General features: G+C 72.7%; 24 protein-coding genes. 9 read left to right on the top strand and 15 right to left on the bottom strand.

Features of this window, described 5'->3' with window-relative positions; all coding sequences use genetic code 11:
• The first annotated feature begins 153 nt into the window (after positions 1-153).
• Together npdG and rpmF are read left to right on the top strand one after the other, a co-directional pair.
• Complete coding sequence (gene npdG, locus FHU37_RS02695; RefSeq protein ID WP_312892392.1) at positions 154-1020, top strand: NADPH-dependent F420 reductase; 867 nt, start codon at positions 154-156, stop codon at positions 1018-1020.
• A gap of 110 nt (positions 1021-1130) precedes the next feature.
• A complete protein-coding gene (gene rpmF / locus FHU37_RS02690) occupies positions 1131-1301 on the top strand; it encodes a 50S ribosomal protein L32 (RefSeq protein WP_179812615.1) in 171 nt (56 codons plus the stop codon).
• A gap of 109 nt (positions 1302-1410) precedes the next feature.
• On the opposite strand, the gene FHU37_RS02685 is transcribed toward rpmF, so the two are convergent.
• On the bottom strand, positions 1411-1845 hold the full coding sequence (locus FHU37_RS02685) for a hypothetical protein (RefSeq protein WP_179812614.1): 435 nt from the start codon (positions 1843-1845) through the stop codon (positions 1411-1413).
• A gap of 439 nt (positions 1846-2284) precedes the next feature.
• Here FHU37_RS02685 and FHU37_RS02680 point away from each other — a divergent pair, with 439 nt between their 5' ends.
• The gene (locus FHU37_RS02680) at positions 2285-4030 is read left to right on the top strand and encodes a carbohydrate-binding module family 20 domain-containing protein (RefSeq protein ID WP_312892736.1); all 1746 of its coding nucleotides are present in this window, start codon (positions 2285-2287) and stop codon (positions 4028-4030) included.
• A 133-nt stretch (positions 4031-4163) separates the two neighbouring features.
• On the opposite strand, the gene FHU37_RS02675 is transcribed toward FHU37_RS02680, so the two are convergent.
• From FHU37_RS02675 to FHU37_RS02655, 5 genes are all read right to left on the bottom strand, one after another.
• The gene (locus tag FHU37_RS02675) at positions 4164-6674 is read right to left on the bottom strand and encodes a discoidin domain-containing protein (RefSeq protein WP_179815974.1); all 2511 of its coding nucleotides are present in this window, start codon (positions 6672-6674) and stop codon (positions 4164-4166) included.
• Positions 6675-6932: 258 nt separating this feature from the next.
• Complete coding sequence (locus FHU37_RS02670; RefSeq protein WP_179812612.1) at positions 6933-8291, bottom strand: GH1 family beta-glucosidase; 1359 nt, start codon at positions 8289-8291, stop codon at positions 6933-6935.
• Positions 8292-8335: 44 nt separating this feature from the next.
• On the bottom strand, positions 8336-9199 hold the full coding sequence (locus FHU37_RS02665) for a carbohydrate ABC transporter permease (protein ID WP_179812611.1): 864 nt from the start codon (positions 9197-9199) through the stop codon (positions 8336-8338).
• Between the two features lie 2 nt (positions 9200-9201).
• The gene (locus tag FHU37_RS02660; RefSeq protein ID WP_179812610.1) at positions 9202-10197 is read right to left on the bottom strand and encodes a carbohydrate ABC transporter permease; all 996 of its coding nucleotides are present in this window, start codon (positions 10195-10197) and stop codon (positions 9202-9204) included.
• 12 nt (positions 10198-10209) lie between these two features.
• Entirely contained in the window at positions 10210-11517 is a 1308-nt protein-coding gene (locus tag FHU37_RS02655) for an ABC transporter substrate-binding protein (protein ID WP_179812609.1), read from the bottom strand.
• Positions 11518-11664: 147 nt separating this feature from the next.
• Here FHU37_RS02655 and FHU37_RS02650 point away from each other — a divergent pair, with 147 nt between their 5' ends.
• Positions 11665-12924, top strand: coding sequence for an ROK family transcriptional regulator (locus FHU37_RS02650; RefSeq protein ID WP_179812608.1), 1260 nt, complete (start codon positions 11665-11667; stop codon positions 12922-12924).
• Positions 12925-13026: 102 nt separating this feature from the next.
• Here FHU37_RS02650 and FHU37_RS02645 read toward each other — a convergent pair whose 3' ends face one another.
• Positions 13027-13638, bottom strand: coding sequence for a winged helix-turn-helix domain-containing protein (locus FHU37_RS02645; protein ID WP_312892391.1), 612 nt, complete (start codon positions 13636-13638; stop codon positions 13027-13029).
• A gap of 66 nt (positions 13639-13704) precedes the next feature.
• Between FHU37_RS02645 and def the strand changes: the two genes are divergently transcribed.
• The gene (gene def, locus FHU37_RS02640; protein WP_179812606.1) at positions 13705-14394 is read left to right on the top strand and encodes a peptide deformylase; all 690 of its coding nucleotides are present in this window, start codon (positions 13705-13707) and stop codon (positions 14392-14394) included.
• 78 nt (positions 14395-14472) lie between these two features.
• Here the strand turns inward: def and FHU37_RS02635 are convergent, their stop codons facing one another.
• From FHU37_RS02635 to FHU37_RS02615, 5 genes are all read right to left on the bottom strand, one after another.
• Positions 14473-14946 (bottom strand): hypothetical protein, encoded by a 474-nt coding sequence (locus FHU37_RS02635; RefSeq protein ID WP_179812605.1) that lies wholly within the window; start codon positions 14944-14946, stop codon positions 14473-14475.
• A 764-nt stretch (positions 14947-15710) separates the two neighbouring features.
• Positions 15711-16259 (bottom strand): TetR/AcrR family transcriptional regulator, encoded by a 549-nt coding sequence (locus FHU37_RS02630; RefSeq protein WP_179812604.1) that lies wholly within the window; start codon positions 16257-16259, stop codon positions 15711-15713.
• Positions 16260-16273: 14 nt separating this feature from the next.
• On the bottom strand, positions 16274-16855 hold the full coding sequence (locus FHU37_RS02625; protein ID WP_179812603.1) for a sugar O-acetyltransferase: 582 nt from the start codon (positions 16853-16855) through the stop codon (positions 16274-16276).
• 62 nt (positions 16856-16917) lie between these two features.
• On the bottom strand, positions 16918-17565 hold the full coding sequence (locus tag FHU37_RS02620; protein WP_179812602.1) for a GNAT family N-acetyltransferase: 648 nt from the start codon (positions 17563-17565) through the stop codon (positions 16918-16920).
• A gap of 118 nt (positions 17566-17683) precedes the next feature.
• Complete coding sequence (locus FHU37_RS02615) at positions 17684-18037, bottom strand: winged helix-turn-helix transcriptional regulator (RefSeq protein WP_179815973.1); 354 nt, start codon at positions 18035-18037, stop codon at positions 17684-17686.
• 157 nt (positions 18038-18194) lie between these two features.
• On the opposite strand from FHU37_RS02615, the gene FHU37_RS02610 reads away from it, so the two are divergent.
• The gene (locus FHU37_RS02610) at positions 18195-18887 is read left to right on the top strand and encodes an NAD(P)-dependent oxidoreductase (protein WP_179812601.1); all 693 of its coding nucleotides are present in this window, start codon (positions 18195-18197) and stop codon (positions 18885-18887) included.
• Here the strand turns inward: FHU37_RS02610 and FHU37_RS02605 are convergent.
• Entirely contained in the window at positions 18884-19420 is a 537-nt protein-coding gene (locus tag FHU37_RS02605) for a nuclear transport factor 2 family protein (protein WP_179812600.1), read from the bottom strand. The genes FHU37_RS02610 and FHU37_RS02605 overlap by 4 nt on opposite strands.
• A 380-nt stretch (positions 19421-19800) precedes the next feature.
• Positions 19801-20538: an SDR family oxidoreductase gene (locus tag FHU37_RS02600; protein WP_179812599.1), complete on the bottom strand. Its 738-nt coding sequence runs from the start codon at positions 20536-20538 to the stop codon at positions 19801-19803.
• A gap of 181 nt (positions 20539-20719) precedes the next feature.
• Here FHU37_RS02600 and FHU37_RS02595 point away from each other — a divergent pair, with 181 nt between their 5' ends.
• The 3 genes from FHU37_RS02595 to FHU37_RS02585 all read left to right on the top strand — a co-directional run bounded on the left by FHU37_RS02595 (position 20720) and on the right by FHU37_RS02585 (position 23132).
• Positions 20720-21571: a helix-turn-helix transcriptional regulator gene (locus FHU37_RS02595; protein ID WP_179812598.1), complete on the top strand. Its 852-nt coding sequence runs from the start codon at positions 20720-20722 to the stop codon at positions 21569-21571.
• Positions 21572-21699: 128 nt separating this feature from the next.
• Positions 21700-22041: a DUF5713 family protein gene (locus tag FHU37_RS02590; protein WP_179812597.1), complete on the top strand. Its 342-nt coding sequence runs from the start codon at positions 21700-21702 to the stop codon at positions 22039-22041.
• Positions 22042-22220: 179 nt separating this feature from the next.
• Positions 22221-23132 (top strand): arylamine N-acetyltransferase family protein, encoded by a 912-nt coding sequence (locus FHU37_RS02585; protein WP_179812596.1) that lies wholly within the window; start codon positions 22221-22223, stop codon positions 23130-23132.
• Positions 23133-23220: 88 nt separating this feature from the next.
• Here FHU37_RS02585 and FHU37_RS02580 read toward each other — a convergent pair whose 3' ends face one another.
• Complete coding sequence (locus FHU37_RS02580; RefSeq protein ID WP_179812595.1) at positions 23221-24432, bottom strand: pyridoxal phosphate-dependent aminotransferase; 1212 nt, start codon at positions 24430-24432, stop codon at positions 23221-23223.
• Positions 24433-24484: the final 52 nt, after the last annotated feature.

The following is a 24484-nucleotide window of genomic DNA, read 5'->3' as shown; positions in this document are numbered from 1 at the left end:
GGTGCCGACGGAACGACGTGACAACAGCGGCGCCGTTGCCCACGTCTTCCCGCACCGTCGCTGGGCGCCGTCCCGTCGGTCAGCGTGGCGCCCCGGGGCCGTCGCACCCCCGGGGCGCCGCGTGGCACCACACCCCCGTAGGAAGGGCAGCACGTGGACGATGTGGACGGCGGCGCGCTCGGCGAGTCGGGCCGGCCGACGATCGCCCAGCTCACGATCGCCCAACTGACGATCGGCGTTCTCGGCGGAACCGGTGCCCAGGGCGCCGGGCTGGTCTCCCGCTGGGTACGGGCCGGGATGCGGGTGGTCATCGGCTCCCGCAGCCCCGCCCGCTCCGCCGCTGCCGCCGCCACGCTCGCCGCGGCCACCGGCTCGGACCGCGTCACCGGGACCGGCAACGAGGAGTGCGCCGAGCTGGCGGACGTCGTCGTCATCGCCGTCCCGTTCGAGGCGCAGGCCGCACTGCTCCACGCGCTGCGCGACCGGCTCGCCGGCAAGACGGTGGTCAGCTGCGTCAATCCGCTGGCGTTCGACGGTGGCGGCGGCCCGCACGCGCTGCGCGTGGCGGAGGGCAGCGCCGCGCAGCAGGCGCAGGCGCTGCTGCCGGCCTCCCACGTCACCGCGGCGTTCCACCACCTCGCCGCGGGCCTGCTGGCCGATCCGGCGGTCCCGGTCATCGACCGGGAGGTGCTGGTGCTGGGGGACGATCCGGGGAGCGTCGCCACGGTGCGCGCCCTCGCCGAGGCCATCCCGGGCGTGCGCGGCGTGGACGCTGGTGGGCTGAACCAGGCGGGGCGCGTCGAGGCACTGACCGTGGAGCTGATCACGCGCGACCGCCGGGAGCGCCGGGAGCGCCGCGACCGGGACCGCCAGGGGCCGGACCGCCACGACGTGGACACGTCCGGCCGGGTCGCATCCGACCGGGTCGCATCCGACCTGGACGCGTCCGACCTGACGGTGGGTGACCTCCACGTCCCGGTCGTCACCGAACCGCCGGAGATGACCATCACGCACGCCTGAGGCCGCCCGGCGACCACCCTCGCAGGCCACCGGAGCAACCCGTTTGAAAATGAGTGTCGTTTTCGGCAGGATGTCGGAGTCCACCCGTCCCACAGCCGGAGGAGACCCGCATGGCCGTGCCCAAGCGCAGGATGTCCCGCAGCAACACCCGCCACCGCCGCGCCCAGTGGAAGGCGACCGCCCCCGACCTGGTGCCGATCACCGTGAACGGGCGCGAGCACCGGGTGCCGCGCAACCTGCTCCAGGCCTACCAGCGCGGCTACCTGCCGCTGCCCGACTGACCCCCGGCCCGCTCCGGCGGTGCATCCCCCGGACCCGGTCACCTCGCCCGCCCCACACGGCCGACCCGAGGCGGACGGCGGGCCGGGCGACCGGGTCACCCCCGCCGGGTCATCTCTCGTTGATCGTCTGGTCGCGGCCGGCCATGTAGATCCGGCCGTGGTCCCGGGCCTCGGCGTGCATCACCACGCCCGCCCCGGCCGACGTCGGCCCCGGCAGCAGCGGGTTGATCTCCTCGTCCAGCACCCTGCGCAGTTCGGCGGCCAGCTCGGGGTGCTGGCGCAGCAGGCGCCGCAGCCGGCCTTGCCACTCGTCCACGGCCTCCTGCCGGGCCTCCTCCACGTCCTCCCCGGCCTCGCGCGCCCGCACCATCTCCTCGCGGGTCTCGACCAGCTCCGCCTCGACGACCTCCGCCTGCTCCGGGCGGGCCCGCCGCCACAGTCCGGCGATCGAGCCGGTCGCCCGCTGCCACCCGTCGGTGACCATCGCCGCCACCAGTGCCGTGCTCGCCGCGGAGGCCAAGCCGGCCACCGTCACCGGATCCATCCCCATACCCCCTCGGGTCGAGGCGGCCTCACCGTGACGCCGCCTCACCTCCCGATTCTGCCCGGCCCGCGCCCGCGCGTCCCGGTGCCGGGCGGGCCCCGGCCCGCGAGATCCGGCCGGAAGGCGGCGGACGCTCCGCCCGACGCCGGAAACGGCCGGTCGGAAACGGCGCTGGCATGCGCCCTTCATGTTGCGGGAACCCTTGACGCCCCTTCGGACCCCCCTTATGTTCACAGCACCCCGCAAGTTGCTGCAATTTTCATCAAGGACATTGCAACTCTGCGGGCTCCTTGGCAGGTTCATGCCCATATACGGGAAATACGGGCGCGGAACCGGCCATGGGCCTGAACCCCCCGCACCGGCGCGCCCGCACCGGTGCGGACCGACCGCGTCCCTAGGAGGACACGTGGCCACCAGACACAGATCCGGGAGCCGCCGGATCCGCGCCTTCGCCCGTTCCGTCGCCGCGCTCGCCACCGGCGCCCTCTCGCTCAGCCTGGTGACCGGCGTCGCCGCGCCGGAGCAGGCGCAGGCCGCGCCGTCCGGCGACAAGAAGGTCACCGCCGTCCTGTTCGAGTGGCAGTTCGACTCCGTCGCACGGGAGTGCGTCAACACCCTGGGCCCGGAGGGCTACGGCTACGTCCAGGTCTCCCCGCCGAACGAGCGCATCCAGGGCTCGGCGTGGTGGACCGCCTACCAGCCGGTCAGCTACAGGATCGGCAACCGGCTCGGCACCGACGCCGACTTCCGCGAGATGGTCACCGCCTGCAACAACGCCGGGGTCGACGTCATCGTGGACGCCGTCATCAACCACATGACCTCCGGCTCCGGAACCGGCACCGCCGGCACCGTCTACAGCAAGTACAACTACCCCGGCCACTACCAGGACCAGGACTTCCACGGCTGCCGCCGGGACATCGGCACCAACTACGGCGACCGCTACAACGTCCAGGAGTGCGAGCTGGTCGGCCTGGCCGACCTGAACACCTCCAGCGAGTACGTCCGCTCCGAGATCGCCGAGTACCTCAACTACCTGATCTCGCTCGGCGTGGACGGCTTCCGCGTCGACGCCGTCAAGCACATCGCCACCAACGACCTGCGGGCCATCAAGAACAAGCTGACCAACCCGAACATCTACTGGGTCCAGGAGGCCATCTACGGCGCCGGCGAGGCCGTCTCCCCCTCGGAGTACCTGCAGAACGGCGACGTCCAGGAGTTCCGCTACGCCACCGACCTCAAGCGGATCTTCACGGGCGAGAACCTCGCCTACCTCAGCAACTTCGGCGAGTCCTGGGGCTACATGGCCTCCGGCCAGTCCGGAACCTTCGTCGCCAACCACGACACCGAGCGCAACGGCTCCACGCTCAGCTACAAGGACGGCGCGACCTACACCCTCGCCAACGTCTTCATGCTGGCCTGGCCCTACGGCACGCCCTCCGTGCACTCCGGCTACGAGTTCTCCAACAACGACGCCGGCCCGCCCAACAACGGCCACGTCAACGCCTGCTACCAGGACGGCTGGCGCTGCCAGCACGCCTGGTCGCAGATCGCCAACATGGTCGGCTTCCGCAACGCCGTCGGCGACGCCGCGGTGACGAACTGGTGGTCCAACGGCGGCGACGCCATCGCCTTCGGCCGCGGCAGCGCCGGCTACGTGGCGATCAACCACGAGAACTCCAGCCTGACCCGCACCTTCCAGACCTCGCTGCCGGCCGGCACCTACTGCGACGTCCAGCACGGCGAGCCCACCGCCGACGGCGGCTGCACCGGCACGACCTACACGGTCAACTCCGCCGGCCAGTTCACCGCCACCATCGGCGCCCACGACGCCGTCGCCCTGTACGTCGGCGCCACGGGCAACCCCGGCAGCGGCAACCCCGACTCGGGCACCGGCACCACCGCGGCCTCCTTCGGCGTCAACGCCACCACCACCTGGGGCCAGAACGTCTACGTGGTGGGCAACCACCCCTCGCTGGGCAGCTGGTCGCCCGCGGGCGCCGTGGCGCTGTCCTCCTCGACCTACCCGGTGTGGCGGCAGACCGTCAGCCTGCCGGCGGGCACCTACGAGTACAAGTACATCAAGAAGGACGCGGCCGGGAACGTCGTCTGGGAGAGCGGCGCCAACCGCTCCGTGACCGTCACCTCCGGCGGCACGATCACCCTCAACGACACCTGGCGCAGCTAGCGCGCCGTCCGGCCGCCTGACCGGGGCGGCGGACGGGGGCGGCGAACGGGGCGGGCCCCGCCGGGCAGATCACCACTGCCCGGCGGGGCCCGCCGTCGCTACGGCGGCTCGGGGCCGTGCCGTCAGCGACCGATCAGGGGTAGGAGACCACCCGGGAGGGGATGGTGTCCGTGCCCGAGGTGGGCGCCCCCACGTCGTTGATGACGTGGTTGTAGTGGCCGTGCCCGCTCAGCGAGACCACCAGCAGGTTGTGCATCCGGATCCCGCTCTTGTTCGGCACCTGGAAGCCGTGCTCCTGCCGGATGGTGGGGTCGACGTTGTAGTAGCAGTAGGAGCCGAGCCCCCAGGCCTCGTGGGTGTCCACCGACGCGTCCACCCGGTAGGCGGCGTAGCCCTGGGTGTCGCCGTTCTGGATGGCGGCCTGGTTCGGCGCGTCGTAGGCCTTCTCGTTCTGGAAGAAGATGGTCCGGCCGCGCTCGCCGTACCACTGGACGTCGTACTTGTTGAAGTGCTCCACGAACAGCCCGGTGGCCAGCACGTCGTCGCCGTTGACCACGAGCCCGTAGTCGGAGCGGTTGGTCTCCCAGCCGACGCCGTCGCCGTGGTCCGCCCGCCAGATCCAGGTGTGGTCGATGACCGTGTCGTCGTTGTTGACGACCATGGCGGTGGTGGCCTTGCCGGCCTGGGATCCGCCGACGCGGACGAAGACGTCCTGAACGGTGGTGGGGTTGTCGGCGTGGTCGGCCGAGGCGCCTTCCGGGCCGACCTCCAGCAGCACCGGCGAGTTGACCGTCCCGGCGTCGATCAGGAAGCCGGCCAGCCGGACGCCGTCGACGTCGGCGACCCGCATCGCGGCCACCCCGCCCTCCGGGATGATCGTGGCCAGGCCGAGGCCGAGCACGATGGTGTCCGGGCGGGTGACGTTGATCGTCTGGTCGACGTGGTAGACGCCCGGGGTGAACAGCAGGTGGAGTCCCTGGGCCAGCGCCGCGTTGATGGTGGCCGCGGTCGCGCCCTCCTTGACCACGTAGAAGCGGTCGAGCGGGATCGAGGTGCCCTCCGGCGTCCCGTCCGCCCAGGAGGTGCCCCGGGCGTTGCTGCGGGGCGCGGGGACGAAGACCTCGTACTCGTCGCCGTCCAGGTAGAGGAACGGCTTCTCCTCGGAGATCGGCGTGGTGGCCAGTGTGGTGTACGGCGGCTCGGGGTAACTGGACGCGGGGGCGCCCTCCACCCCGGAGAACACCTGGTTCCACACGGCGTTGCTCCAGCCGCCGATCGTGCTGTCCCGGGTGTACCACTGCTGCTGGGAGTAGTTGCCCACGGTGCCGTCGATCCGGCTGTCGGCGATGTAGCCGCCGCTGGCCCAGCCGTAGCCGGAGGGGGCGAGGTCGAGGTTGCCGCGGACGTGCATCCGGCGGAACGGCGCCGCCTGCGAGACGGCCCACCGGTTGGTGCCGCTCACCGGGTTGAGGGCCAGGTTTTCCACGGACCGCCAGAAGTTCTGGGTGGCGTTGCCGTTGAACCAGCCGGCGTCCACGGTGACGTCGCCGTTGAAGGTGGTGGCGTCGGGGGTGAGACCGAGGCCGGCCACGGAGGTGTAGAAGCCGACGTTGACGTTGAGGTTGTTGTAAGTGCCCGGCTTGAACAGCAGGGCGTAGCGGCCGTCGCCGAACTGGGCGGCCTCCTGGCGCTGGAAGACCTGGTCCACGGTGGCCTGGATGTTCGGCGTGGAGGGGTCGAAGACCAGCACGTTGGGTCCGAGGTCGCCGCCCCCGGTGATCGGCGGGACGGCCCCGCCCTCGGTGTTGACCTCGAACTCCCACAGGGAGTAGCCGTAGCCGGTGCCCCGGGTGACGCCGTTCATCCGGACGTACCGGCCGGTGCCGGAGACGTCGAGGGTCTCCCGGCCGCCGGTGCCGGCGGTGGTGGTGTGGATGGTGGTCCAGGTGGTGCCGTCGGCGGAGGTCTGGATCTGGTAGCCGCGCCCGTAGGCGGCCTCCCAGTCGAGGGCCACCCGGCAGATGCGCTGGCTGCTGCCGAGGTCGACCTGGATCCACTGCTGGTCGCTGGCGGCGGAGGACCACCTGGTGCCGCGGTCGCCGTCCACGGCGTGGGCGGCCGGGGTGCCGGCGTTCTCCGTGGAGGAGGCGGTGGCGGTCCTGCCCCGGGCGGCGTTGGCGGTGCCGCAGCCCGTGGTGGTGCCGAAGGAGCCGAACACCTGGAACTCCCACAGGGAGTAGCCGTAACCGGTGCCGCGGCTGATCCCGTTCATCCGGACGTAGCGGCCGGTGCCGGAGACCTGGAGGGTCTCGGTGCCGCCGGTGCCGGTGGTGGTGGAGTGGATGGTGGTCCAGGTGGTGCCGTCGGCGGAGGTCTGGATCTGGTAGGCCCGGCCGTACGCGGCCTCCCACTCCAGCCGGATTCCGGTGATGGTGGCGGTGGCGCCGAGGTCGACCTGGATCCACTGCTGGTCGCTGGCGGCGGAGGACCACCTGGTGCCGCGGTCGCCGTCCACGGCGAAGGCGGCGGGGGTGCCGCCGTTCTCCGTGGAGGAGGCGGTGGCGGTCCTGCCCTGGGAGAGCAGGGTGTCGGCGGCGCTGGCGGACGGGGGTGTCGATACGGCCACGGCGGTGCCGGCGGCCATGGTGACGGCCGCCAGTACGGCGGTGGCGCGCCGGCCGAGCCGGGGGCCGGGTCGTGCTGGGGTCGGTCTCACGTGCTTCTCCTCCGGTGAATTGGGTGGTCATTGCGGCAATGGATGGTCATTTCGCCATGGGCACGACAACGACGCGGGCGCGGTGCCGGCCGATGTCGGCCCTCTTCCGGCCCCGTCCCTCCCCCGGCCGGGTGGGCCGGGGGAGGGACGGGATCGAGGGGGCGGGATCGAGGGGTGGGACGGGGGCTAGCCGACCGGTTGGGCGGCCAGGCGGCGGGCCCGGTCGATGAGGGCGGCGTACCGGTGGCCGCTGGTCTTGATGGTGCGCCGCTGGCTTGTGTAGTCCACGTGCACCAAGCCGAACCGCTTGTCGTAGCCGTACGCCCACTCGAAGTTGTCCAGCAGCGACCAGGCGAAGTACCCGGCCAGCGGGACGCCGTCGCGGATCGCCTCGGCGCAGGCGGCCAGGTGGTCCTCCAGGTAGGTGGTGCGCTCGGGGTCGTGGACGCTGCCGTCGGCGGCGACGGTGTCCCGGAAGGCGGCGCCGCTCTCGGTCACCAGGATCCGGCGCGGGCGGTAGTCCTCGGTCACCCGGCGCAGGATGTCCGCCAGGCCCCGCGCGTGCACCTCCCACGGCATGGCGGTGTGCGGGCGGCCGGGCAGTTCGACCTGGCGGGCGTGCGGCAGCGGGCCGGTGGGGTCGTCGGCCACGACCTGCCGGAAGTAGTAGTTGACGCCCAGCCAGTCCAGCGGCGTGGCGATGGTCTCCAGGTCGCCGGGGCGCTCGGGCAGGTCCACGCCGTACAGCTCCAGCATGTCCGCGGGGTAACCGCGGCCGTGCACCGGGTCGAGCCACCAGCGGTTGACGTGGCCGTCGGCGCGCACCGCGGCGGCGCGGTCGGCGGCGCGGTCGGAGGCCGGCTCGCAGGGGCTGAGGTTGTTGACGATGCCGATCCGGGCCCCGGGCGCGGCGGCGCGGACGGCCTGCGCGGCGAGGCCGTGGCCGAGGTGGAGGTGGAAGGAGGCGCGCACGGCGGCGGTGATGTCGGTGAGGCCGGGCGCCATGGTGCCTTCGAGGTGGCCGATCCAGGCGGAGCAGAGCGGTTCGTTGAGGGTGGCCCAGTCCCGCACGCGGTCGCCGAGCCGGGCCGCGACGTGGGCGGCGTAGGCGGCGAAGTGCTCGGCGGTGTCGCGGGCCGGCCAGCCGCCGCGGTCCTGGAGGCTCTGCGGCAGGTCCCAGTGGTAGAGGGTGGGGAAGGGGGTGACGCCGGCCTCCAGCAGGGCGTCCACCAGCCGGTCGTAGAAGTCCAGGCCGGCCTTGTTGACGGCGCCGTCGCCGCCGGGGACGACCCGGGGCCAGGCGATGGAGAAGCGGTAGGAGTCCACGCCGAGCCGCTTCATCAGGGCGATGTCCTCGGGCCAGCGGTGGTAGTGGTCGCAGGCGACGTCGCCGGTGTCGCCGCCCGCGATGGCGCCGGGCACCCGGGAGAAGGTGTCCCAGATGGAGGCGGAGCGGCCGTCCTCGGCGACGGCGCCCTCGATCTGGTAGGCGGAGGTGGCCACGCCCCAGCGGAAGTCGGCGGGGAAGGTCGGGCTGTCGGTCACGGGGGGCCTTTCTGCGCGGGTGTGCTGGGAGGCGCTGGGAGGGGTCACTTCACGGCTCCGGCGGTCAGGCCGGTGACGAGGTAGCGCTGCAGGAGCAGGAAGCCGATCACCACCGGCACGCTGACCACCAGCGACGCGGCCATGACCTGGTTCCAGTAGACGTTGGTCTGGGTGGAGTAGCCCTGGAGGCCGACGGCGAGGGTGCGGGTGGCCTCGTTGGTCATGACCGAGGCGAACAGCACCTCGCCCCAGGCGGTCATGAAGGCGTAGATGGCCACGGCGACGATGCCGGGGACCGCCGCGGGGACGACGACCCGGAAGAGCGCGCCGAGCGGGCCGCAGCCGTCGACCATGGCGGCCTCGTCGAGCTCCTTCGGCGTGGAGTCGAAGTACCCGATGAGCATCCAGATGGCGAACGGCAGCGAGAAGGTGAGGTAGGTGAGGATCAACCCGCCGCGGGAGCCGTAGAGGGCGACGCCGGTGGTGTTGCCGATGTTGACGAAGATCAGGAACAGCGGCAGCAGGAAGAGGATGCCGGGGAACATCTGGGTGGACAGCACGGTGATGGTGAACACCCGCCGTCCGCGGAAGCGGTACCGGCTCACCGCGTAGGCGGCGAACACCGCGATGACCACCGAGCAGACGGTGGCGGCACCGGCGACGATCAGCGAGTTGAGGAAGTACCGGCCGAGCGGGACGGTGCTCCAGATGTCGATGTAGGGCTGGACGGTCAGCTCGGACGGTATCCACTGGAAGCGGCCGGAGACGTCCTCCAGCGACTTCAGCGAGCTGGAGACCATGACGTAGACCGGCACCAGGGTGAACACGGCGAGCGCGCCGAGCACGATCCGGCGGGTCCACAGGAACGACGCCGGCGGGGCGGAGGGGGACCGGTGGGGCCTGGGCATCGTCAGCTCTCCCTCCGACGGTTGGTGAGCAGCAGGTAGACGGCCGTCACCAGCAGCAGGAAGAGCAGCAGCAGGACGGACATGGCCGAGCCCGAGCCGAAGTTCCAGGTGGCGAAGGACGACTGGTAGATGTGGATGGAGACCAGGTCGGCGGCCTCCGGCGCTGCCTCGGAGAACAGCACGTAGGGCGTGTTGAAGTCGTTGAAGGTCCACAGGAACAGCACGAGCACCAGAACCTGGTTGACCGGCCGCAGCGACGGCAGGGTGATGTGCCGGACGCGCCGCCACATGCCGGCGCCGTCGATGGCGGCGGCCTCGTAGCTCTCCTGCGGGATCGACTGCAGGCCGGCCGTGACGATGAGGAAGGCGAACGGCCAGGACTTCCAGGTGGCCACGACCAGCAGCGCGACGAAGCTGTTCCCGCCCAGCAGCCAGAACGGCCGGTCGTCGGTCAGGCCGAGCTGGTCGACGATGACGTGGTTGACCAGCCCGTTGTCCCGCTGGAGCATGAACGACCAGGTGATCACGGCCGCGTACACCGGCAGGGCGTAGGGGATCAGGAAGGTGGCGCGCAGCAGGCCGCGCCCCCGGAAGGTGTCCTGCATCAGGATCGCCGCGGCGGTCCCGATCAGCCACGAGGCACCCACCGACAGAATGGTGAAGGCGCAGGTGACCAGGAACGAGTTGAGCAGCGCCTCGCCGACCGGGGCGTTGACGTCCACGGCGACCCGGAAGTTGTCCAGGCCGGCGAACGGTGCCGCGCTCCAGTTGTTGATGAAGAACTGGGTCAGTTCGCGGAAGCTCATCCACACGCCGACGGCCATCGGCGCGAGGTGGATGAGCACCTCAAGCAGGAGCGCGGGGAGCAGCAGCAGGTAGGGCAGGCCGCCCCGGCGCACCCGCTCGGGCAGCAGCGGGCGGCGGCGGCTGCCACCGCCGGCCGGGGGGAGCTTGCCGCCGGCCGGGGCGGTGGTGCGCGGTGACACGGTGGTGGTCATGGTGGGTGCCCGCTACCCGACCTGCTGCTGGGCCTCGGTGAGGCGTTCCGCCACCAGCTCGGTGGTGACCTCGCGCCCCGCGGCGGCCTCGGCGAAGAGGTCCTTGATGGCGGTGCCGACGGCGGTCTCGAACTGCGACTCCTCGGGCACCTGCGGCAGCGGGACGGCGCTGGTGGCGAGGGCGTCCTTGAGGACGTTCAGCGCCGGGGTGTCGAACGCGGGGTCGTCCTGGGCGGACTCGACGGCGGGGATGGAGCCGTAGGCGGCGTTGAGGACGGCCTGCTCCTCGTCGCTCGTCATGAACTCGACGAATTCCAGGGCGCCGTCGAGGTTGTCGGTGTTGTCGAAGACGGCGAGGTTGATGCCGGCGACCATGGAGTTGACCTCGGTGCCCTGGCCGGGGGTGCCGGAGGGCGTCGGGACGGGGGCGACGCCGTAGTCGTCCTCGCTCATGCCGAAGGACTCGAAGGTGGTGCCGGCGGCCTGCCACAGCAGCATCGCGGTCTTGCCGGTGGCGAAGTCCTGGAGGGACTGGTTCTGCGCGTACTCGGCGTTGCCGGGGGCGACGATGCCGTCCTCGGCCATGAAGTCGATCCACTGCTTGACGCCTTCGACGGCGCCGGGGTCGGTGAAGGTGGGCTCGCCGGACTCGTCGAAGAAGTCGCCGCCGTGCTGCCGGGCGAGCACGTAGGCCTGGTGGATGTTGTTGGAGAGGTTGGATCCCTCCAGGCCGAAGCCGTACCGGCCGTCGCCGGTGAGCCGCTTGCCGACCTCCACGAACTCGTCCCAGGTGGCGGGCGGCTGCTCGATGCCGGCCTCCTCGAACATCGCCTTGTTGTAGTAGAGGGCGTAGGAGAGGGAGTACAGCGGGACGGCCGCCGGGTCCTGGCCCGGGGCGCCCGCGGAGGCGACAGCGGCGTCGAGGAAGCGGTCCCGGCCGCCGATCCGCTCGAAGTTCTCCTCCGTCCAGGGCAGCAGCGCGCCGGTGGCCTGGAGGGAGGCGGACCAGGTGTTGCCGATGTTGAGGACGTCGGGGCCCTCGCCGGAGGCGGTGGCGGCCAGGATGCGGTTGAGCAGGTCGCTCCAGGGGACGACCTCCAGCTCGACGTGGATGCCGGTCCGTTCCTCGAACTTCTCCAGTTCCGGCGTGAGGATCGCCTTGTCCGCCTCCAGGTCGGCGCCCTGGTTGCTGGCCCAGTAGGTCAGCGTGGTCGGGTTGTCGTTGCTGCCCTGGGCGGCGCCGCCGCCCCCGCAGCCGGTGACGGCGGCGGCGAGCGAGGTGACCAGGAGTGCCGCTGCCGCGGCGCGTCGTCTGCGCATGGTTGGTGAACCCCTTCCCAGGGCGGGTTGGTGACGGGAGGCCGGAGAGGGCGTCACGGCTTAATTTATGGCGTGAGTTAACCTTCGAGGAAAGGTCGCGTCAAGACGTCCGACAGCGGTATGTTGCGGGGTGCCGAAGGGAGCCAGATGGCCAAGCGGGACAGACTCACGGTGCGGGACCTACGACGGGGCAACCGCTCCAAGGTGCTGCGCAGGGTGTACTTCGAAGGGCCGCTCAGCCGGCAGGAGCTGACCCTGGTCACCGGCCTGAGCTCCGGCTCGATCAGCAACGTGGTCGCCGAACTGGCCGCGGAGGGCCTGCTGGAGGAGGCCGGCGCGGTGGACTCCGACGGCGGGCGCCCGCGCACCCTGCTGCGGGTCGCCCCGGCCAGCGGCTACCTCGTCGGCGTCGACGTCGGCGAGACCCGGGTGCGGGCCGAGCTGTTCGACCTGTCGCTGACCGAGATCGCCCGCGCCGAACGCCCGCTCAGCGACCGCGGCTACGACGTGGACCACGTCGTCGACCACGTCGGGGCCGTGCTGGCCGAACTCCTCGACGCCGACGCCGCCACCCGGGAGCGGCTGTACGGGGTCGGGATCGGCGTGCCCGGCATCATCGAGCACGACCCCCGGCAGGGCGTGGTGGTGCACGGCCAGACCGTCGGCTGGGACGCCGTGCCGCTGGAGGCGCTGGTGCGCGAGCGGACCGACCTGCCGCCGGACGTGCCGCTGTTCGTCGACAACGGCGCCAAGACCCTCGGCCAGGCCGAGATGTGGTTCGGCGGCGGGCGGGGCGCGCGCGAGGCCGTCGTGGCGCTCTTCGGCTCCGGCGTCGGCGCCTGCGTGGTCACCCCCGACGGGCCCTACGGCGGCCTGCGCGGCCAGGCCGCCGAGTGGGGCCACACCATCGCCCGGGTGGGCGGCCGGCCCTGCCGCTGCGGCGGACGCGGCCACCTGGAGGCGTACGTGGGCGCCGAGGCGCTGATCGAGCGGTGGCGGGAGGCCGGCGGGCAGCCGCCGGAGGCCGACCAGGAGACCGCGCTGGCCGCCCTGCTCGCCGCCGCCCGCCCGACCGACGCCGCCACGCCCGCCGACCCCACGGCGGCGGCCCTGCTGGAGGAGACCGCGGAGTACCTCGGCGCGGCGGTGGCCACCATGCTCAACCTGTTCCAGCCGGAGCGGTTCATCCTCGGCGGCTGGGCCGGCCTGCTGCTCGGCCCGCACCTGCTGCCGGCGGTGCGCCGGCACGCCGACGCCTACACCCTGCGCCGCCCGGCCCAACGCGCCACGATCGAGCTGGGCCGGCTGGGGCCGGACGCCGTCACGGTGGGCGCGGCCACCCTGCCGCTGGCGGAGTTCTTCGAACACGGCGGCAGCCGGCCCACGCCCGTGGCCCTGCCGCGCTGAGCCCGCCCGCCGGGCGCGGGGGTTCGGCGGGCCGGCGGTGGGGCGGTAGGGGTACGGCGGGCCGGTGCGCTGCGGCGGGCCGGCAGTACGGGCGGGCCGGCGTCAGTCCGCCTCCCCGTCCTCCCCCCGCTCCCCCGCCCGCCCCTCCAGCAGCGGGAACAGCCGGGTGACCAGGGCGACCGGGGCCGCGCCCGGCGGGCGGCTGGCCGGGTGCCACTCGCGGCGCTGGTAGCGCGCGACCAGGGCGCGCACGGCGTCGGCCACCTCGCGCAGCTCCTCCGGCGTCAGGTACACGACGTCGCTGAACGCCTCGTCGTGCCGCCACCGGGCCGGCAGCTCCGCGCGCCGGTCCAGCCAGCGGCGGTAGCTCTCGTCCTCCAGCCCGCGGGCCAGGTCGCCGAGCAGCCCGTTGCGCGCCGCCGCCCCGCGGTGCCCGTCCGACCGGCCCCGGTCACCGTCCCCGCCCTCCCCCGCCGGTTCCCGGCGCAGCTGCCACGGCCGGACCCGGCCACCGGCGTGCGGCGCCTCCTCCACCACGCCGTAGCGGGCGAGCTGCCGCAGGTGGAAGGAGCACACCCCGGAGCTGTGACCGAGCCGCCGCGCCGCCTCGGTGGCGGTCAGCGTGCCCGACTCGGCCAGCAGGCCCAGCAGCGCGCTGCGCACCGGATGGTCGGCCAGGCCGGCGATCACGGGGCTGTTCTCCTCGGTACTCACTTTGCATACTCTGGTACTTTGCAAAGCATTCGGTCAACCGCCGCCGCCCGAGGAGCGACCCCCGTCATGTCCACGAGCACCGCCCGCCCGACACCGACCGAGCGCCCCGTGCGGGTCCAGGGCCAGCCGGTCGAGTCCTTTCCCCGGCTCGCCCCCGAGGCCGGGCGCGGAACGCCTCGGCGGATCACCGTGGTGGGCGAGGAGGTGCTGCATCAGCCCTGCCGGGAGGTGACCGACGCCGAGTTCGGCTCGGCCGAGCTGCACCGGCTGATCGACGACATGTTCGTCACCATGTACGTCGCCGAGGGCTGCGGCCTGGCCGCCAACCAGGTGGGCGTCGACCTGCGGCTGTTCGTCTACGACTGCCTCGACGAGGACGGCGTCCGGCACGTCGGCCACGTCTGCAACCCGGTCGTCGACCCGCTGCCCGCCGGCGCGCGCCGGCTGATCGAGGACAACGAGGGCTGCCTGTCCGTGCCCGGCCCGCACACCGGCCTGGCCCGCCCCGACACCGCGGTGGTGCGCGGCCGGGACCGGGACGGGCGGCCGGTCGTCATCGAGGGCAAGGGCTACTTCGCCCGCTGCCTCCAGCACGAGACCGACCACCTGCACGGCCAGCTCTACGTCGACCGCCTCGGCAAGCGCGAGCGCCGCGCCATGCTGCGCGCGATGGAGGAGCAGCGGGAGCAGGTCTTCGCCCGCCGCGCCGCCAAGGCCGCCGAACTCGGTGTCCCCTTCGCCGACGGCCCGGCGTAACCGGTCGCCCCGGCGGGCCCGCCGCGGCCGTCAGGGCCGTCCGCGGCCGTCGGGCCCGGTGCCGCGTGGGCGGCCGCTCTAGCGGACCGGGCCCCGCTCGTCGACGAGGACGTCGGGCGTGCCGAGGAACGCGTCGGCGGCCACCGGCCCGTGGGCGATGTTGAAGGTGTCCAGCCAGTAGGACCAGTCCCGGAGCCCCATGGCGCTGCTGAAGCGGTAGTTCAGCTGCCAGCGGACCCACTGGCCGGGCACCAGCCACACGGCCGGGGGCCGTCGTCGTCGTGGCGGCAGGGCGAACAGGGGCGGTATGCGCGGGAAGACCCGCAGCCGGCCGTCGGCTTCGCGGAGCTGGACGTCGACGGCGTGCAGCTCCTCCAGGGCGCCGCGAGGCCGGAAGTCGTCCTCCTCCCGCATGCGCACCACGTGCGCGAGCGGCCCCACGGCGTCCGGGAGGACGAACCCGGTGGGGGCGGCGTTCCTGCGCACGGCGGCCTCGCCTCCCCGTGACCGCTTGGTCCACGACGTCCGTACCCACTGCACGGTGATCTCCACGCTGCCCCGCTCCTGCTCGTTCGAACTACGACCAGCACCTCTCGGTGGTGCCGTTCCCCGCTGAGGAGATCGCCGGCTACGCACGGGAGGGGTTCACCGGCCTGAAGAGGAAACAGGCCCGCCTGCCGGGGCACCGGGGCGCCGCCTGACCGGTGGTCTCGCGAGAGCCCACACCGCGCGCTACCCGCGGGACGCAGGATGGCGCGCCCGTTCGTCCACGGGCCCAGAATCGCCCCTTGCGCAGGCCCCGCTGCTTACGCTATCCCTGGGAAACAAGGGGGCCATCGATATCCACAAGCCAGAATCCCCTCTTGCGCACACCACACTCCGTGCGCTACCCCTGGGAAACAAGGGGGCCGTGGATATCCACAGGCCGAAATTCCCTCTTGCACTCCCCACCGCCACTGCATTAACCCTGGGAAGCAAGGGGAGCCATCGTTATCCACAGGTCGGGAATTCCCCCTTGCGCCCGCCACCCTCCCGACGCTACCCCTGTTGACCAGGGGGGTTCACGGATATCCACAGGAGGAATCCACCTCTTGACTTCCGGCGCACCTTGACCTCCGGCACACTCCAACCTCCGGCGCACCTTGACCTCCCCGCGCGCACCCCCGTATGCCCGACCCCACCGGGCCGGGCATACGGGGGTGCGCCGGACGGCGGCAAGCGGTTCGGCCGGCGGCGGGCGGCCACCCGCCACCCCATCACCCCACCCCCAGAATCCGGCCACCACCCACCAGGACCCCACGCGCCAAGCCGAATGACTACGGCACGGCGGTGGTGATCCGGGTGACGGCCATTCGGGTCAGCTCCCGGTCCTGCGGCGCGGTGTCCAGGGCGCGGTGCAGGGTCAGCCCCTCGATCAGCGCGTCGAGCTGGCGGGCGGTCTCCGGGTCGAAGTGCCGCTCCAGCAGGCGGCGGCTGTGCCCCATCCACGCCTGGGTCACCTGGCGGTACTCCGGGCGGCGGGCGGCGAGGGTGTAGAGCTCCTGAGTGAGGATCAGGTCCCGGCGGGTGCCCTCGGAGAGCGCGTGTATGAGGTCGGTGACGGCTTCCCGGGCCTGCTCCAGGTCGTGGGCCGCCCCGAGGTAGGCGTCGAAGAGGGCCACCACGCGGTCCGCGAAGCTGGCGAAGGCCTCGCGCAGCACGTCGTCGATGCCGGCGAAGTGGTACGTCATCGATCCGAGCGGCACCTCGGCGCGGGCGGCGATCTTGCGGTGGGAGACGCCGACGACGCCTTCCTCGGCGATCAGGTCGAGCGTGGCGGCGAGAATGCGTTCCCGCCGCCGCGGATCGGGCTGTCCGGTTGCCATGCGCGCGGTGGTGGTCAGAGTTCGCGGACCGGCCGGGCGGGGTTGCCGACAACCACGACGTTCGCGGGCACGTCCTTGGTGACGACCGCCCCGGCGCCGACGACGGCGTTGTCCCCGATGGTCACTCCGGGGAGCACGATCGCCCCGCCGCCGAGCCAGACGTTGTCACCGATGGTGATCGGGCGCGCGGCCTCCAGCTTGTCCCGTCGGGGCTGCGGCTCCAGGGGGTGGGTGGGGGTGAGCAGCTGGACGTTCGGGCCGATCTGGCAGTCCTCGCCGATGGTGATCCGGGCGACGTCCAGGGCGGTCAGGTTGTAGTTGACGAAGGTGCGGGCGCCGATGGAGATGTTGCTGCCGTAGTCCACGTAGAACGGCGGCCGGACGTAGACGTCCTCGCCCACCGAGGCGAGCAGTTCCGCCAGGACCACCTTGGCGCCGTCGTAGTCCTCGATGAAGGCGGCCTGGTAGCGGGCGACCAGTCGCAGCGCGCGCTGCTGCAGCCGGGCGATCTCCGGATCGTCGGCGATGTAGAGATCGCCCGCGAGCATCCGCTCGTGGTTGGTGCGCGGGTCGTCGGCGAAGTAGTCCGTAACCATGCGTACGATCGTACGCTTCGAGTGTACGAACGTACATCCTCCGCCGCTCCCCAACCGGTGGATCAGGCGGTGACGTCCACGGCTCGCGTCGCGGCACGCCCCCGGGACAGCCGCCGCTCCAGCCTCACGCGACGCTCCGGCCACTCCGCCGCGGTGATCGAGAAGATCGCCGAGTCACGGAGCCGCCCTTCCTCGCCCGGCGCCCACGACTGCGACCAGTTCCGCAGCACCCCCTCGAAGCTCGCCCCCACCGACTCGATCGCGGCACGCGAGCGGCTGTTCCGCGCGTCCGTCTTCAGGTCGACCCGCGCCACCCCCCACTCCTCGAAGGCGTGCCGGAACAGCAGGTACTTCGACTCGGTGTTCAGCCCGGTGCCCTGGGCGGAGGCCGCGAGCCAGGTGAAGCCGACCTCCACCGCGTACAGCTCGCCGCCCGGCGTCAGCCGCGGATCCCGGTAGGCGGTGGCCCCGACGGCCCGCCCCGACGCCGTGGCCACCTGCGCGTACGGAGCCAGCCGGCCGGTCGCCGCGCGGGCGAGCTGCGCGTCGATGTACCGCCCGACCTCGGCCGCCCGCGGCACCCAGGTGAACCCGTAGGAGCCGCGGTCCTCCTCCGCCGCCACGGCCAGGTCCGCCGCGTGACGGTGGTCCAGCGGCTCCAGGCGCACCCGCTCGCCCTCCAGGACCGGCCCCTCCAGCTGGAAACCCATCGCCACTCGCTCCGATCCCGGTTGTCTCCCGGCGCGCTCGCGCCACCTGCTACGACGTCGAGCAGAGCCTGCCGTGGCGCCACCGCCGGCGTCGAACGAATATCCCGCCCGGGGCCGCTCAGCCGTGGCGCCCCGTGCGCGCCGCCGCCTCGCGCGCGTCCATGACCTCCTCCAGGTGGTCCTCCGCCCAGGCGCGTGCCACGTCCAGCACGCCGAGGAGGGTCCGGCCGAGCGGGGTCAGCGCGTACCGGACGTCCCGCGCCGGCCCGGCATGGACGGTGCGGACGACGTAGCCGTCGCGCTCCAGCGCGCGCAGCGACTGGGTGAGGACCTTCGGCGTGATGTTCCGCAGCGGGACCCGCAGCTCGGAGAACCGTCGCGGGCCGCCCTCCAGGCACTGGACGATCATCCCGGCCCACTTGTCCCCCACCCGGATCGGCATCAGCTCCGAGGGGCAGACCGGGTCGAACATCTCCGGGTCCAGCGGTTCCAGACTGTCCGTCACGTCGCGCTCGATCACCCCGCCACAGTAGTGCGGTACCCCGGAGGTAACCACGGACCCGGCTAGCGTGCTCGGCACCGCCGGCGGGCGGAGATTTCCGAAGACGAGAGACGGACGAGGTGGGCTGATGGGCGCGATCGTGGTTTTCGGCGCGGGTGGCCGGGCGGGCCGGGCGGCGGTGGGTGAGGCCCTGCGTCGGGGGCACCGGGTCACGGCGATCGTCCGGGATCCCGGCCGGTACGGCGGAGGCGGTGACCACCGAGAGGGCGCGGACGGCCTCCTGACCGGCGCGGGCGTCCGCCTGCTGGCCGGCGACGTCACCGACGCCGGGGCCGTCGCCCGCCTCGCCGCCGGGCACGACGCCGCGATCGCCGCGGTCTACGATCCCGCCGCCCCGCCGGAGGAGTTCTACCCGGCCGCCGCCCGGGCGCTCGCCGACGGGCTGACCCGTGCCGGGGTGCGCCGGCTGGTCGTCGTCGGCCTGGGGGCCGCGCTGGAGACCGCCTCCGGCACACCGCTGATGGACACCCCCGGATTTCCGCCGGAGTACCGGCCGCTCTGCCTCGGCCACGCGGCCGGGACGGCGGTGCTGCGCGCCGCCACCACCGCCAGCACCACCGCCCCTGCTGCCGGGCTGGACTGGCTGGTGGTCAGCCCGGCCGGCGACTTCGACCGCTCGGGGGCGCGCACCGGCCGGTACGCCGTCGCCCCGGTGGACGTGGCCAGCCGTGTCTCCTACGCCGATCTGGCGGTCGCCCTGCTCGACGAGATCGACGCCCCGCGCCACCACCGCACGCACATCGGGGTGGCGGGCGGCTAGCCGAAGGCCGCGGTGGGGTCCTCCCCGTGGGTCCACCACACGCCCAGCCGCTGCCGGGTCACCCGCCAGCCGTCGGCGGTCCTGACGAACTCCCAGTCGTACGGGCCGCCCATGGCGTACGGTGCCGTGGCTCCGTCCGGCCCGGCCACCGCCACGAACCACATGTAGCCGATGCCGGTGGCGCGGTCGCCGTCCACCTCGAAGTGGGTGTTCAGCAGGTGGTGCTGCATGTGCGCGTAGCCGGACTCGGCTTCGATGACGCGCGCCCGGATCGCGTCCCGGCCGCGGATCGTCTCCCACGGCCCGAACTCCAGCACCGCGTCCTCCGTCCAGCAGCCGGCCCAGGCGTCCCAGTCCCGGAGGTCGAGGGCCCGCCATCCGCGGACCAGCAGGGCCCGCAGGGCCTCCTTGTCCTCCAGGAGGTGCAGGCGGCGCGCGAGGCCGGCGTGCTCCTCGGCCGCCTCCCTCGCCTGCGTCGCCCCGGTCTCTTCCGTATCCCTGGTCTCCTCGATGAGCTGGTCGTCGTGGGTCATGATCAATACACCTAGGCCTTTCGCCGCGCTGGGGGATGATCGCCGCTCGTACGGGATTCGACAAGAGGGTCCGTTTCCTGTGGACAACGAACGCCCCCCTTGTCACCAGGGCTAACCCGGCGGGGCGAGAGCGCGCAAGGGGGTTCTCGCCGGCTGTGGACAACCACGAACCCCCCTGGTCTCCAGGGGTAGCCCGAATGGGAGTCAGAAAACAAGGAGATATTTCCCTTCTGTGGATAACGGCGAGTGCCACGGCCCTGTTCTCGTATAGCTGCCGCCAGATGGCGTGTAGGACTGAGTGACTACTTGGGGCTGCGGCCGCGCTGCTGGAGGGCGGCGGAGTCGGCGTGTGCGCTCCGCGGACGTCCCGGCCCGGCCGGTCACTGGGCGCTGGCGGCCGGGCGGACGACGATCTCGTTGACGTCGACCTCCGGGGGCTGCGCGACGGCGTAGGCGATGGCGTCCGCGATGGCCGAGGCGGGCAGCGCCACGGCGCGGCGCGCCTTCATCGCCTCCCGGGCCTCCGCGTCGCCGATGTGGTCGGCCAGCTCGGACTCGGTCACGCCCGGCGAGACCAGGGTGACCCGGATGTCGCCCGCGGACTCCTGGCGCAGCCCCTCCGAGAGCGCGCGCACCGCGAACTTGGTGGCGCAGTACACGGCCGCGGTCGGCACGACCTCGTGGGCGCCCACCGAGGCGACGTTCACGACGTGCCCGCCGCCCTGCTCCCGCATCATCGGCAGCACGGCGGCGATGCCGTGCAGCACCCCGCGCACGTTCACGTCGATCATCCGGTCCCACTCGTCGGTGCGCAGTGCCTCCAGCGGAGACAGCGGCATCACCCCGGCGTTGTTCACCAGGACGTCCACCCGGCCGAACGCGGCCCGCGCGGCCTGCACGAACGCCCGCACGTCCGCCGCGTCGGTGACGTCCAGCCGGCGGAAGTCGGCGCTGCCGCCCTCCTTGGTGATCTCCTCGACCAGGGCCTCCAGCCGGTCGGTGCGGCGGGCACCGAGGAACACCCGGTGGCCGTCGGCCGCCAGCCGGCGGGCGGTTGCCTCCCCGATGCCGCTGCTGGCACCGGTGACCAGGACGGTCTTGGTGGTGGTCTGCGTCATGTCAGCTCCCTCTGCCGGTACGGCCCGCTCGGGCCGTCACCTCGACGGCGCCGGTTGCGGCGCCCACCAAGAACTCTCGGCGGCAATCGAGAGGCGAACCAGGACGCCCCGTGCCCGGACGCCCCGTGCCTGGGTGTGACGCACCCAGGCACGGGGCGTCCCACGGCCGTACCGTGAGGGGATGACCAGCAACGACCTCGGAGAGTTCCTCCGGGCGCGCCGCGCACGGCTGCGGCCCGAAGAGGTGGGCCTGCCCTCCTACGGCCAGCGCCGGGTGGCGGGGCTGCGCCGGGAGGAGGTGGCCGTCCTGGCCGGGATGAACACCGACTACTACGCGCGTCTGGAGCAGGGCCGCGAGCGCCGGCCCTCCCCGCAGATCCTCGACGCGGTGAGCGCCGCGCTGCGGCTGGACGACGAGGCACGCGACCACCTGTACCGCCTGGCCGGCGCGGTGCCGGACGAGCGCCGTCGCCCGCGCCCCGCCGAGACGGTCAGCGCGGAACTGCGGGAGCTGCTGGACGGCTACGCGCACACGCCCGCGTTCGTCCTGAACCCCGCGCTGGACATCCTCACCGCCAACGACGTGGCGCGGGCCCTGTACTCCCCGTTCGAGCGGATGGACAACCTCGCCCGGATGGTCTTCCTGGATCCGGCCGCCCGCGACTTCCACCGGCACTGGGAGCGCGCGGCGGAGGCCGCGGTGGCCAGCCTGCGCCACTCCAGCGGCCTCGACCCGGACCACCCACGGCTGCCCGAGCTGGTGCGCACCCTCACCGAGGGCAGCGCCGAGTTCGCCGCGCTGTGGGGCTCACACGCCGTGCACGCCAAGACGCGCGACGCCAAGGCGCTGCTCCACCCCGAGGTGGGCCCGCTGGACCTCACCTTCCAGACCTTCGACGTGCGGGGCGCGCGCGGCCAGCAGGTCGTGATCTACCACGCGGAGCCGGGCAGCCCCAGCGCCCAGGCGCTCGCCCTGCTCGGCACCCTGGAGGCCACCCGGCGCGCGGAGGGCGGGATCCGGCGGCCGCGGTGAGCAACGCCCGCCGTCGCCGCGGCGTCCGCGGCGGCGCTCCCACCGCGGCACGTACGACGCCTGAGCGAGTGTCGGTCGCGGACGCCATGATGGGCGCGACGCCCGACCAGGCGAACGGGGGAGAAACCGTGGCGATCACGAACCAGCGGATGGCGGAGCGCGCGTTCCTGCGCGGGCTGTACCGGGACGACTACTACCCGGACCACGTCGTGGACCGGGGCAGGGAGATCCTGCGGCGGTTGTGCGAGCGGATCGAGGCGGAGCGGCCGTCGGACCTGGCGGCGCTCTACGCCCTCACCGAGGCGGCGACCGAGGAGTTCAACCGGCTGGAGGCCGAGTTCGACGCGGCGGGGAGCGAGATCGACACCGTCGCGCGGGAGGAGATCGCCGAGGAGTTCCACGTCGTGGCGACGGCGTACGGCTTCGCGGACGCCGACCCGGAGGAACTGGTGGCCGCCCGCGACTGGTGAGCGCCACCGCCGCCAGCACGACACGGCCCAACCGTAGGGCCCCACCGCAGGGCACGGCCGACCGGACGACACCGCCGGCCGTCTGGCGAGGCGCCGCGGGGCATAACTTGATCTCCAGTGCGGTTGAGTTCCTAGGGTCGGTGAACGCCAGAGGATCACTGGCCCCGCGAGGAGGAGAGATGCTCGACGACCGAGCGAACACCCGCACGCCGATATGGGGTGGCGACCGGCTGGACCTGGACGCCTACCTGGAGAGGGTGGGTTTCCGGGGCAGGGTCGAACCCGGGATCGACACCCTGCGCGAGTTGCAGTACGCCCACGTCACGACGTTCCCGTTCGAGAACCTGGACGCGTTCCTGCGCCGCCCCATGTCGTTGGACCTCGACACACTGCAGGACAAGATGGTGCGCGGCCGGCGCGGGGGCTACTGCTTCGAGCAGGCCAGCCTGTTCGCCGCCGTTCTGGAGCGGGTCGGATTCTCGGTCACCGGGCTGCTCGGCCGGGTGCAGAAGGGCAGCACCGCGGTGCGGCCCCCGACGCACGCGATGCTGCGCGTCGAGACGGCGGAGAGCGCGGCCGACGGCCGGAGCTGGCTGTGCGACGCCGGGTTCGGTGAGGGGCAGCTGGCGCCGATCGAGCTGGCCGACGGCGCGACGGCCGCCCGGGGCGGCTGGAGCTACCGGCTGACCCGCGGCGCCCCGGTGCCCGGCGCGGACGGCTGGCTGTTCCACGGGCTGCGCGGAGGCGAGTGGTTCCACCTGCACAGCGTCACGCTGGATCCGCGTGTCCCGGTCGACTACACGGTGGCCAACCACTACGTCTCCACCCACCCTCGTTCCCCGTTCAGCGGCCGGCTGTGGGTGCAGCGGCTCGGCGACGGGCTGCTCCACCAGTTGGACGGGACGACGCTGAGCGCGTTCCAGCCGGACACCCCCGTGGGCGAGATGGAGTGGACCCGGCAGATCGCCACCTCCGTGGTGCCGGAGGTGTTGGCGGAGGTCTTCGGCATCGTCCTCGACGAGGCGGACGCGGCGGCCGTGGTGGACCGGCTCGCCGCGCAGCAGCGTGAGGCGGCTGTTTCGGCCGCGTGAGCGCCGTCGGTGGGTGGGCGGGTGGGCGGGCGCCGGTCCGCCCACCCGCCAACCGACGCCCGCGCCCCGCGCCGTACTGCCGGTAGCCCTACTGCCGGTAGCCCTCCAGGAAGCGGGCGATGCGCCCGATGGCCGCCTCCAGGTCGTCCACTGCTGGGAGGGTGAGGATGCGGAAGTGGTCCGGCTTCGGCCAGTTGAAGCCGGTGCCCTGGACGACCTGGATCTTCTCGCGCAGGAGGAGGTCCAGGACGAACTTCTCGTCGTCGTGGATGGGGTGCACCGCCGGGTCGAGGCGGGGGAAGGCGTAGAGCGCGCCCTTGGGCTTGACGCAGGTCACGCCGGGGATCTCGTTGAGCAGCTCCCAGGCGCGGTCGCGCTGCTCGCGCAGCCGGCCGCCGGGGAGGACGAGGTCGTTGATGGACTGTTTGCCACCGAGGGCGGCCTGCACGGCGTGCTGGGCCGGGACGTTGGGGCACAGCCGCATGCTGGCGAGCATGGTCAGGCCCTCCAGGTAGCTGGCGGCGTGCTGCTTCGGGCCGGAGACGACCAGCCAGCCGGAGCGGAAGCCGGCGACCCGGTAGGCCTTGGACAGGCCGCTGAAGGTCACGCAGAGGACGTCGGGGGCGAGGGCGGCGGCGCAGTGGTGGACGGCGTCGTCGTAGAGGATCTTGTCGTAGATCTCGTCGGCGAAGACGATCAGGTGGTGGCGGCGGGCGAGGTCGAGTACGCCTTCGATGAGTTCGTGCGAGTAGACGGCGCCGGTGGGGTTGTTGGGGTTGATCAGCACGATCGCCTTGGTGCGGTCGGTGATCTTGGCGGCCATGTCGTCCAGGTCGGGGTACCAGTCGGCGGACTCGTCGCAGACGTAGTGGACGGCCTTGCCGCCGGCGAGGGTGACGACGGCCGTCCAGAGGGGGAAGTCCGGGGCGGGGACGAGGACTTCGTCGCCGTCGTCCACGAGGGCCTGGACGGCCATGGAGACGAGTTCGGAGACGCCGTTGCCGAGGTAGACGTCGTCGACCTCGACGCCTTCGACGCCGCGGGACTGGTAGTACTGCACGACCGCGCGGCGGGCGGGGAGGATGCCGCGCGAGTCGCTGTAGCCGTGGGCGGAGGGGAGCTGGAGGATGATGTCCTGGAGGATTTCCGGGGGAGCCTCGAAGCCGAACAGGGCCGGGTTGCCGGTGTTGAGACGCATCACGCTGTGGCCGGCCTCTTCGAGTGCCTTGGCGCGCTCGACCACCGGTCCGCGGATCTCGTAGCAGACCCCGGAGAGCTTGCTCGACTGCTTGAACTCCATGCGGTGGACCTCCCGGACGTTGGGGACGGCCCTGGGCGGGCGTCCCCACGAT

This window comes from Allostreptomyces psammosilenae, assembly GCF_013407765.1.
GTDB lineage: Bacteria > Actinomycetota > Actinomycetes > Streptomycetales > Streptomycetaceae > Allostreptomyces > Allostreptomyces psammosilenae.
The sequence above is the reverse complement of the archived record's forward strand: the minus strand, read 5'-3'. Positions and strand labels throughout refer to the sequence as shown.

What these genes read in the sequence shown, in the direction of transcription:
- rpmF (WP_179812615.1), top strand. Translation starts at nt 1,131, where the DNA reads ATGGCCGTGCCCAAGCGCAGGATGTCCCGCAGCAACACCCGCCACCGC.
- FHU37_RS02685 (WP_179812614.1), bottom strand. Translation starts at nt 1,845, where the DNA reads ATGGATCCGGTGACGGTGGCCGGCTTGGCCTCCGCGGCGAGCACGGCA.
- FHU37_RS02675 (WP_179815974.1), bottom strand. Translation starts at nt 6,674, where the DNA reads ATGGCCGCCGGCACCGCCGTGGCCGTATCGACACCCCCGTCCGCCAGC.
- FHU37_RS02665 (WP_179812611.1), bottom strand. Translation starts at nt 9,199, where the DNA reads ATGCCCAGGCCCCACCGGTCCCCCTCCGCCCCGCCGGCGTCGTTCCTG.
- FHU37_RS02660 (WP_179812610.1), bottom strand. Translation starts at nt 10,197, where the DNA reads ATGACCACCACCGTGTCACCGCGCACCACCGCCCCGGCCGGCGGCAAG.
- FHU37_RS02655 (WP_179812609.1), bottom strand. Translation starts at nt 11,517, where the DNA reads ATGCGCAGACGACGCGCCGCGGCAGCGGCACTCCTGGTCACCTCGCTC.
- FHU37_RS02650 (WP_179812608.1), top strand. Translation starts at nt 11,665, where the DNA reads ATGGCCAAGCGGGACAGACTCACGGTGCGGGACCTACGACGGGGCAAC.
- def (WP_179812606.1), top strand. Translation starts at nt 13,705, where the DNA reads ATGTCCACGAGCACCGCCCGCCCGACACCGACCGAGCGCCCCGTGCGG.
- FHU37_RS02630 (WP_179812604.1), bottom strand. Translation starts at nt 16,259, where the DNA reads ATGGCAACCGGACAGCCCGATCCGCGGCGGCGGGAACGCATTCTCGCC.
- FHU37_RS02625 (WP_179812603.1), bottom strand. Translation starts at nt 16,855, where the DNA reads ATGGTTACGGACTACTTCGCCGACGACCCGCGCACCAACCACGAGCGG.
- FHU37_RS02620 (WP_179812602.1), bottom strand. Translation starts at nt 17,565, where the DNA reads ATGGGTTTCCAGCTGGAGGGGCCGGTCCTGGAGGGCGAGCGGGTGCGC.
- FHU37_RS02615 (WP_179815973.1), bottom strand. Translation starts at nt 18,037, where the DNA reads ATGTTCGACCCGGTCTGCCCCTCGGAGCTGATGCCGATCCGGGTGGGG.
- FHU37_RS02610 (WP_179812601.1), top strand. Translation starts at nt 18,195, where the DNA reads ATGGGCGCGATCGTGGTTTTCGGCGCGGGTGGCCGGGCGGGCCGGGCG.
- FHU37_RS02605 (WP_179812600.1), bottom strand. Translation starts at nt 19,420, where the DNA reads ATGACCCACGACGACCAGCTCATCGAGGAGACCAGGGATACGGAAGAG.
- FHU37_RS02600 (WP_179812599.1), bottom strand. Translation starts at nt 20,538, where the DNA reads ATGACGCAGACCACCACCAAGACCGTCCTGGTCACCGGTGCCAGCAGC.
- FHU37_RS02595 (WP_179812598.1), top strand. Translation starts at nt 20,720, where the DNA reads ATGACCAGCAACGACCTCGGAGAGTTCCTCCGGGCGCGCCGCGCACGG.
- FHU37_RS02585 (WP_179812596.1), top strand. Translation starts at nt 22,221, where the DNA reads ATGCTCGACGACCGAGCGAACACCCGCACGCCGATATGGGGTGGCGAC.
- FHU37_RS02580 (WP_179812595.1), bottom strand. Translation starts at nt 24,432, where the DNA reads ATGGAGTTCAAGCAGTCGAGCAAGCTCTCCGGGGTCTGCTACGAGATC.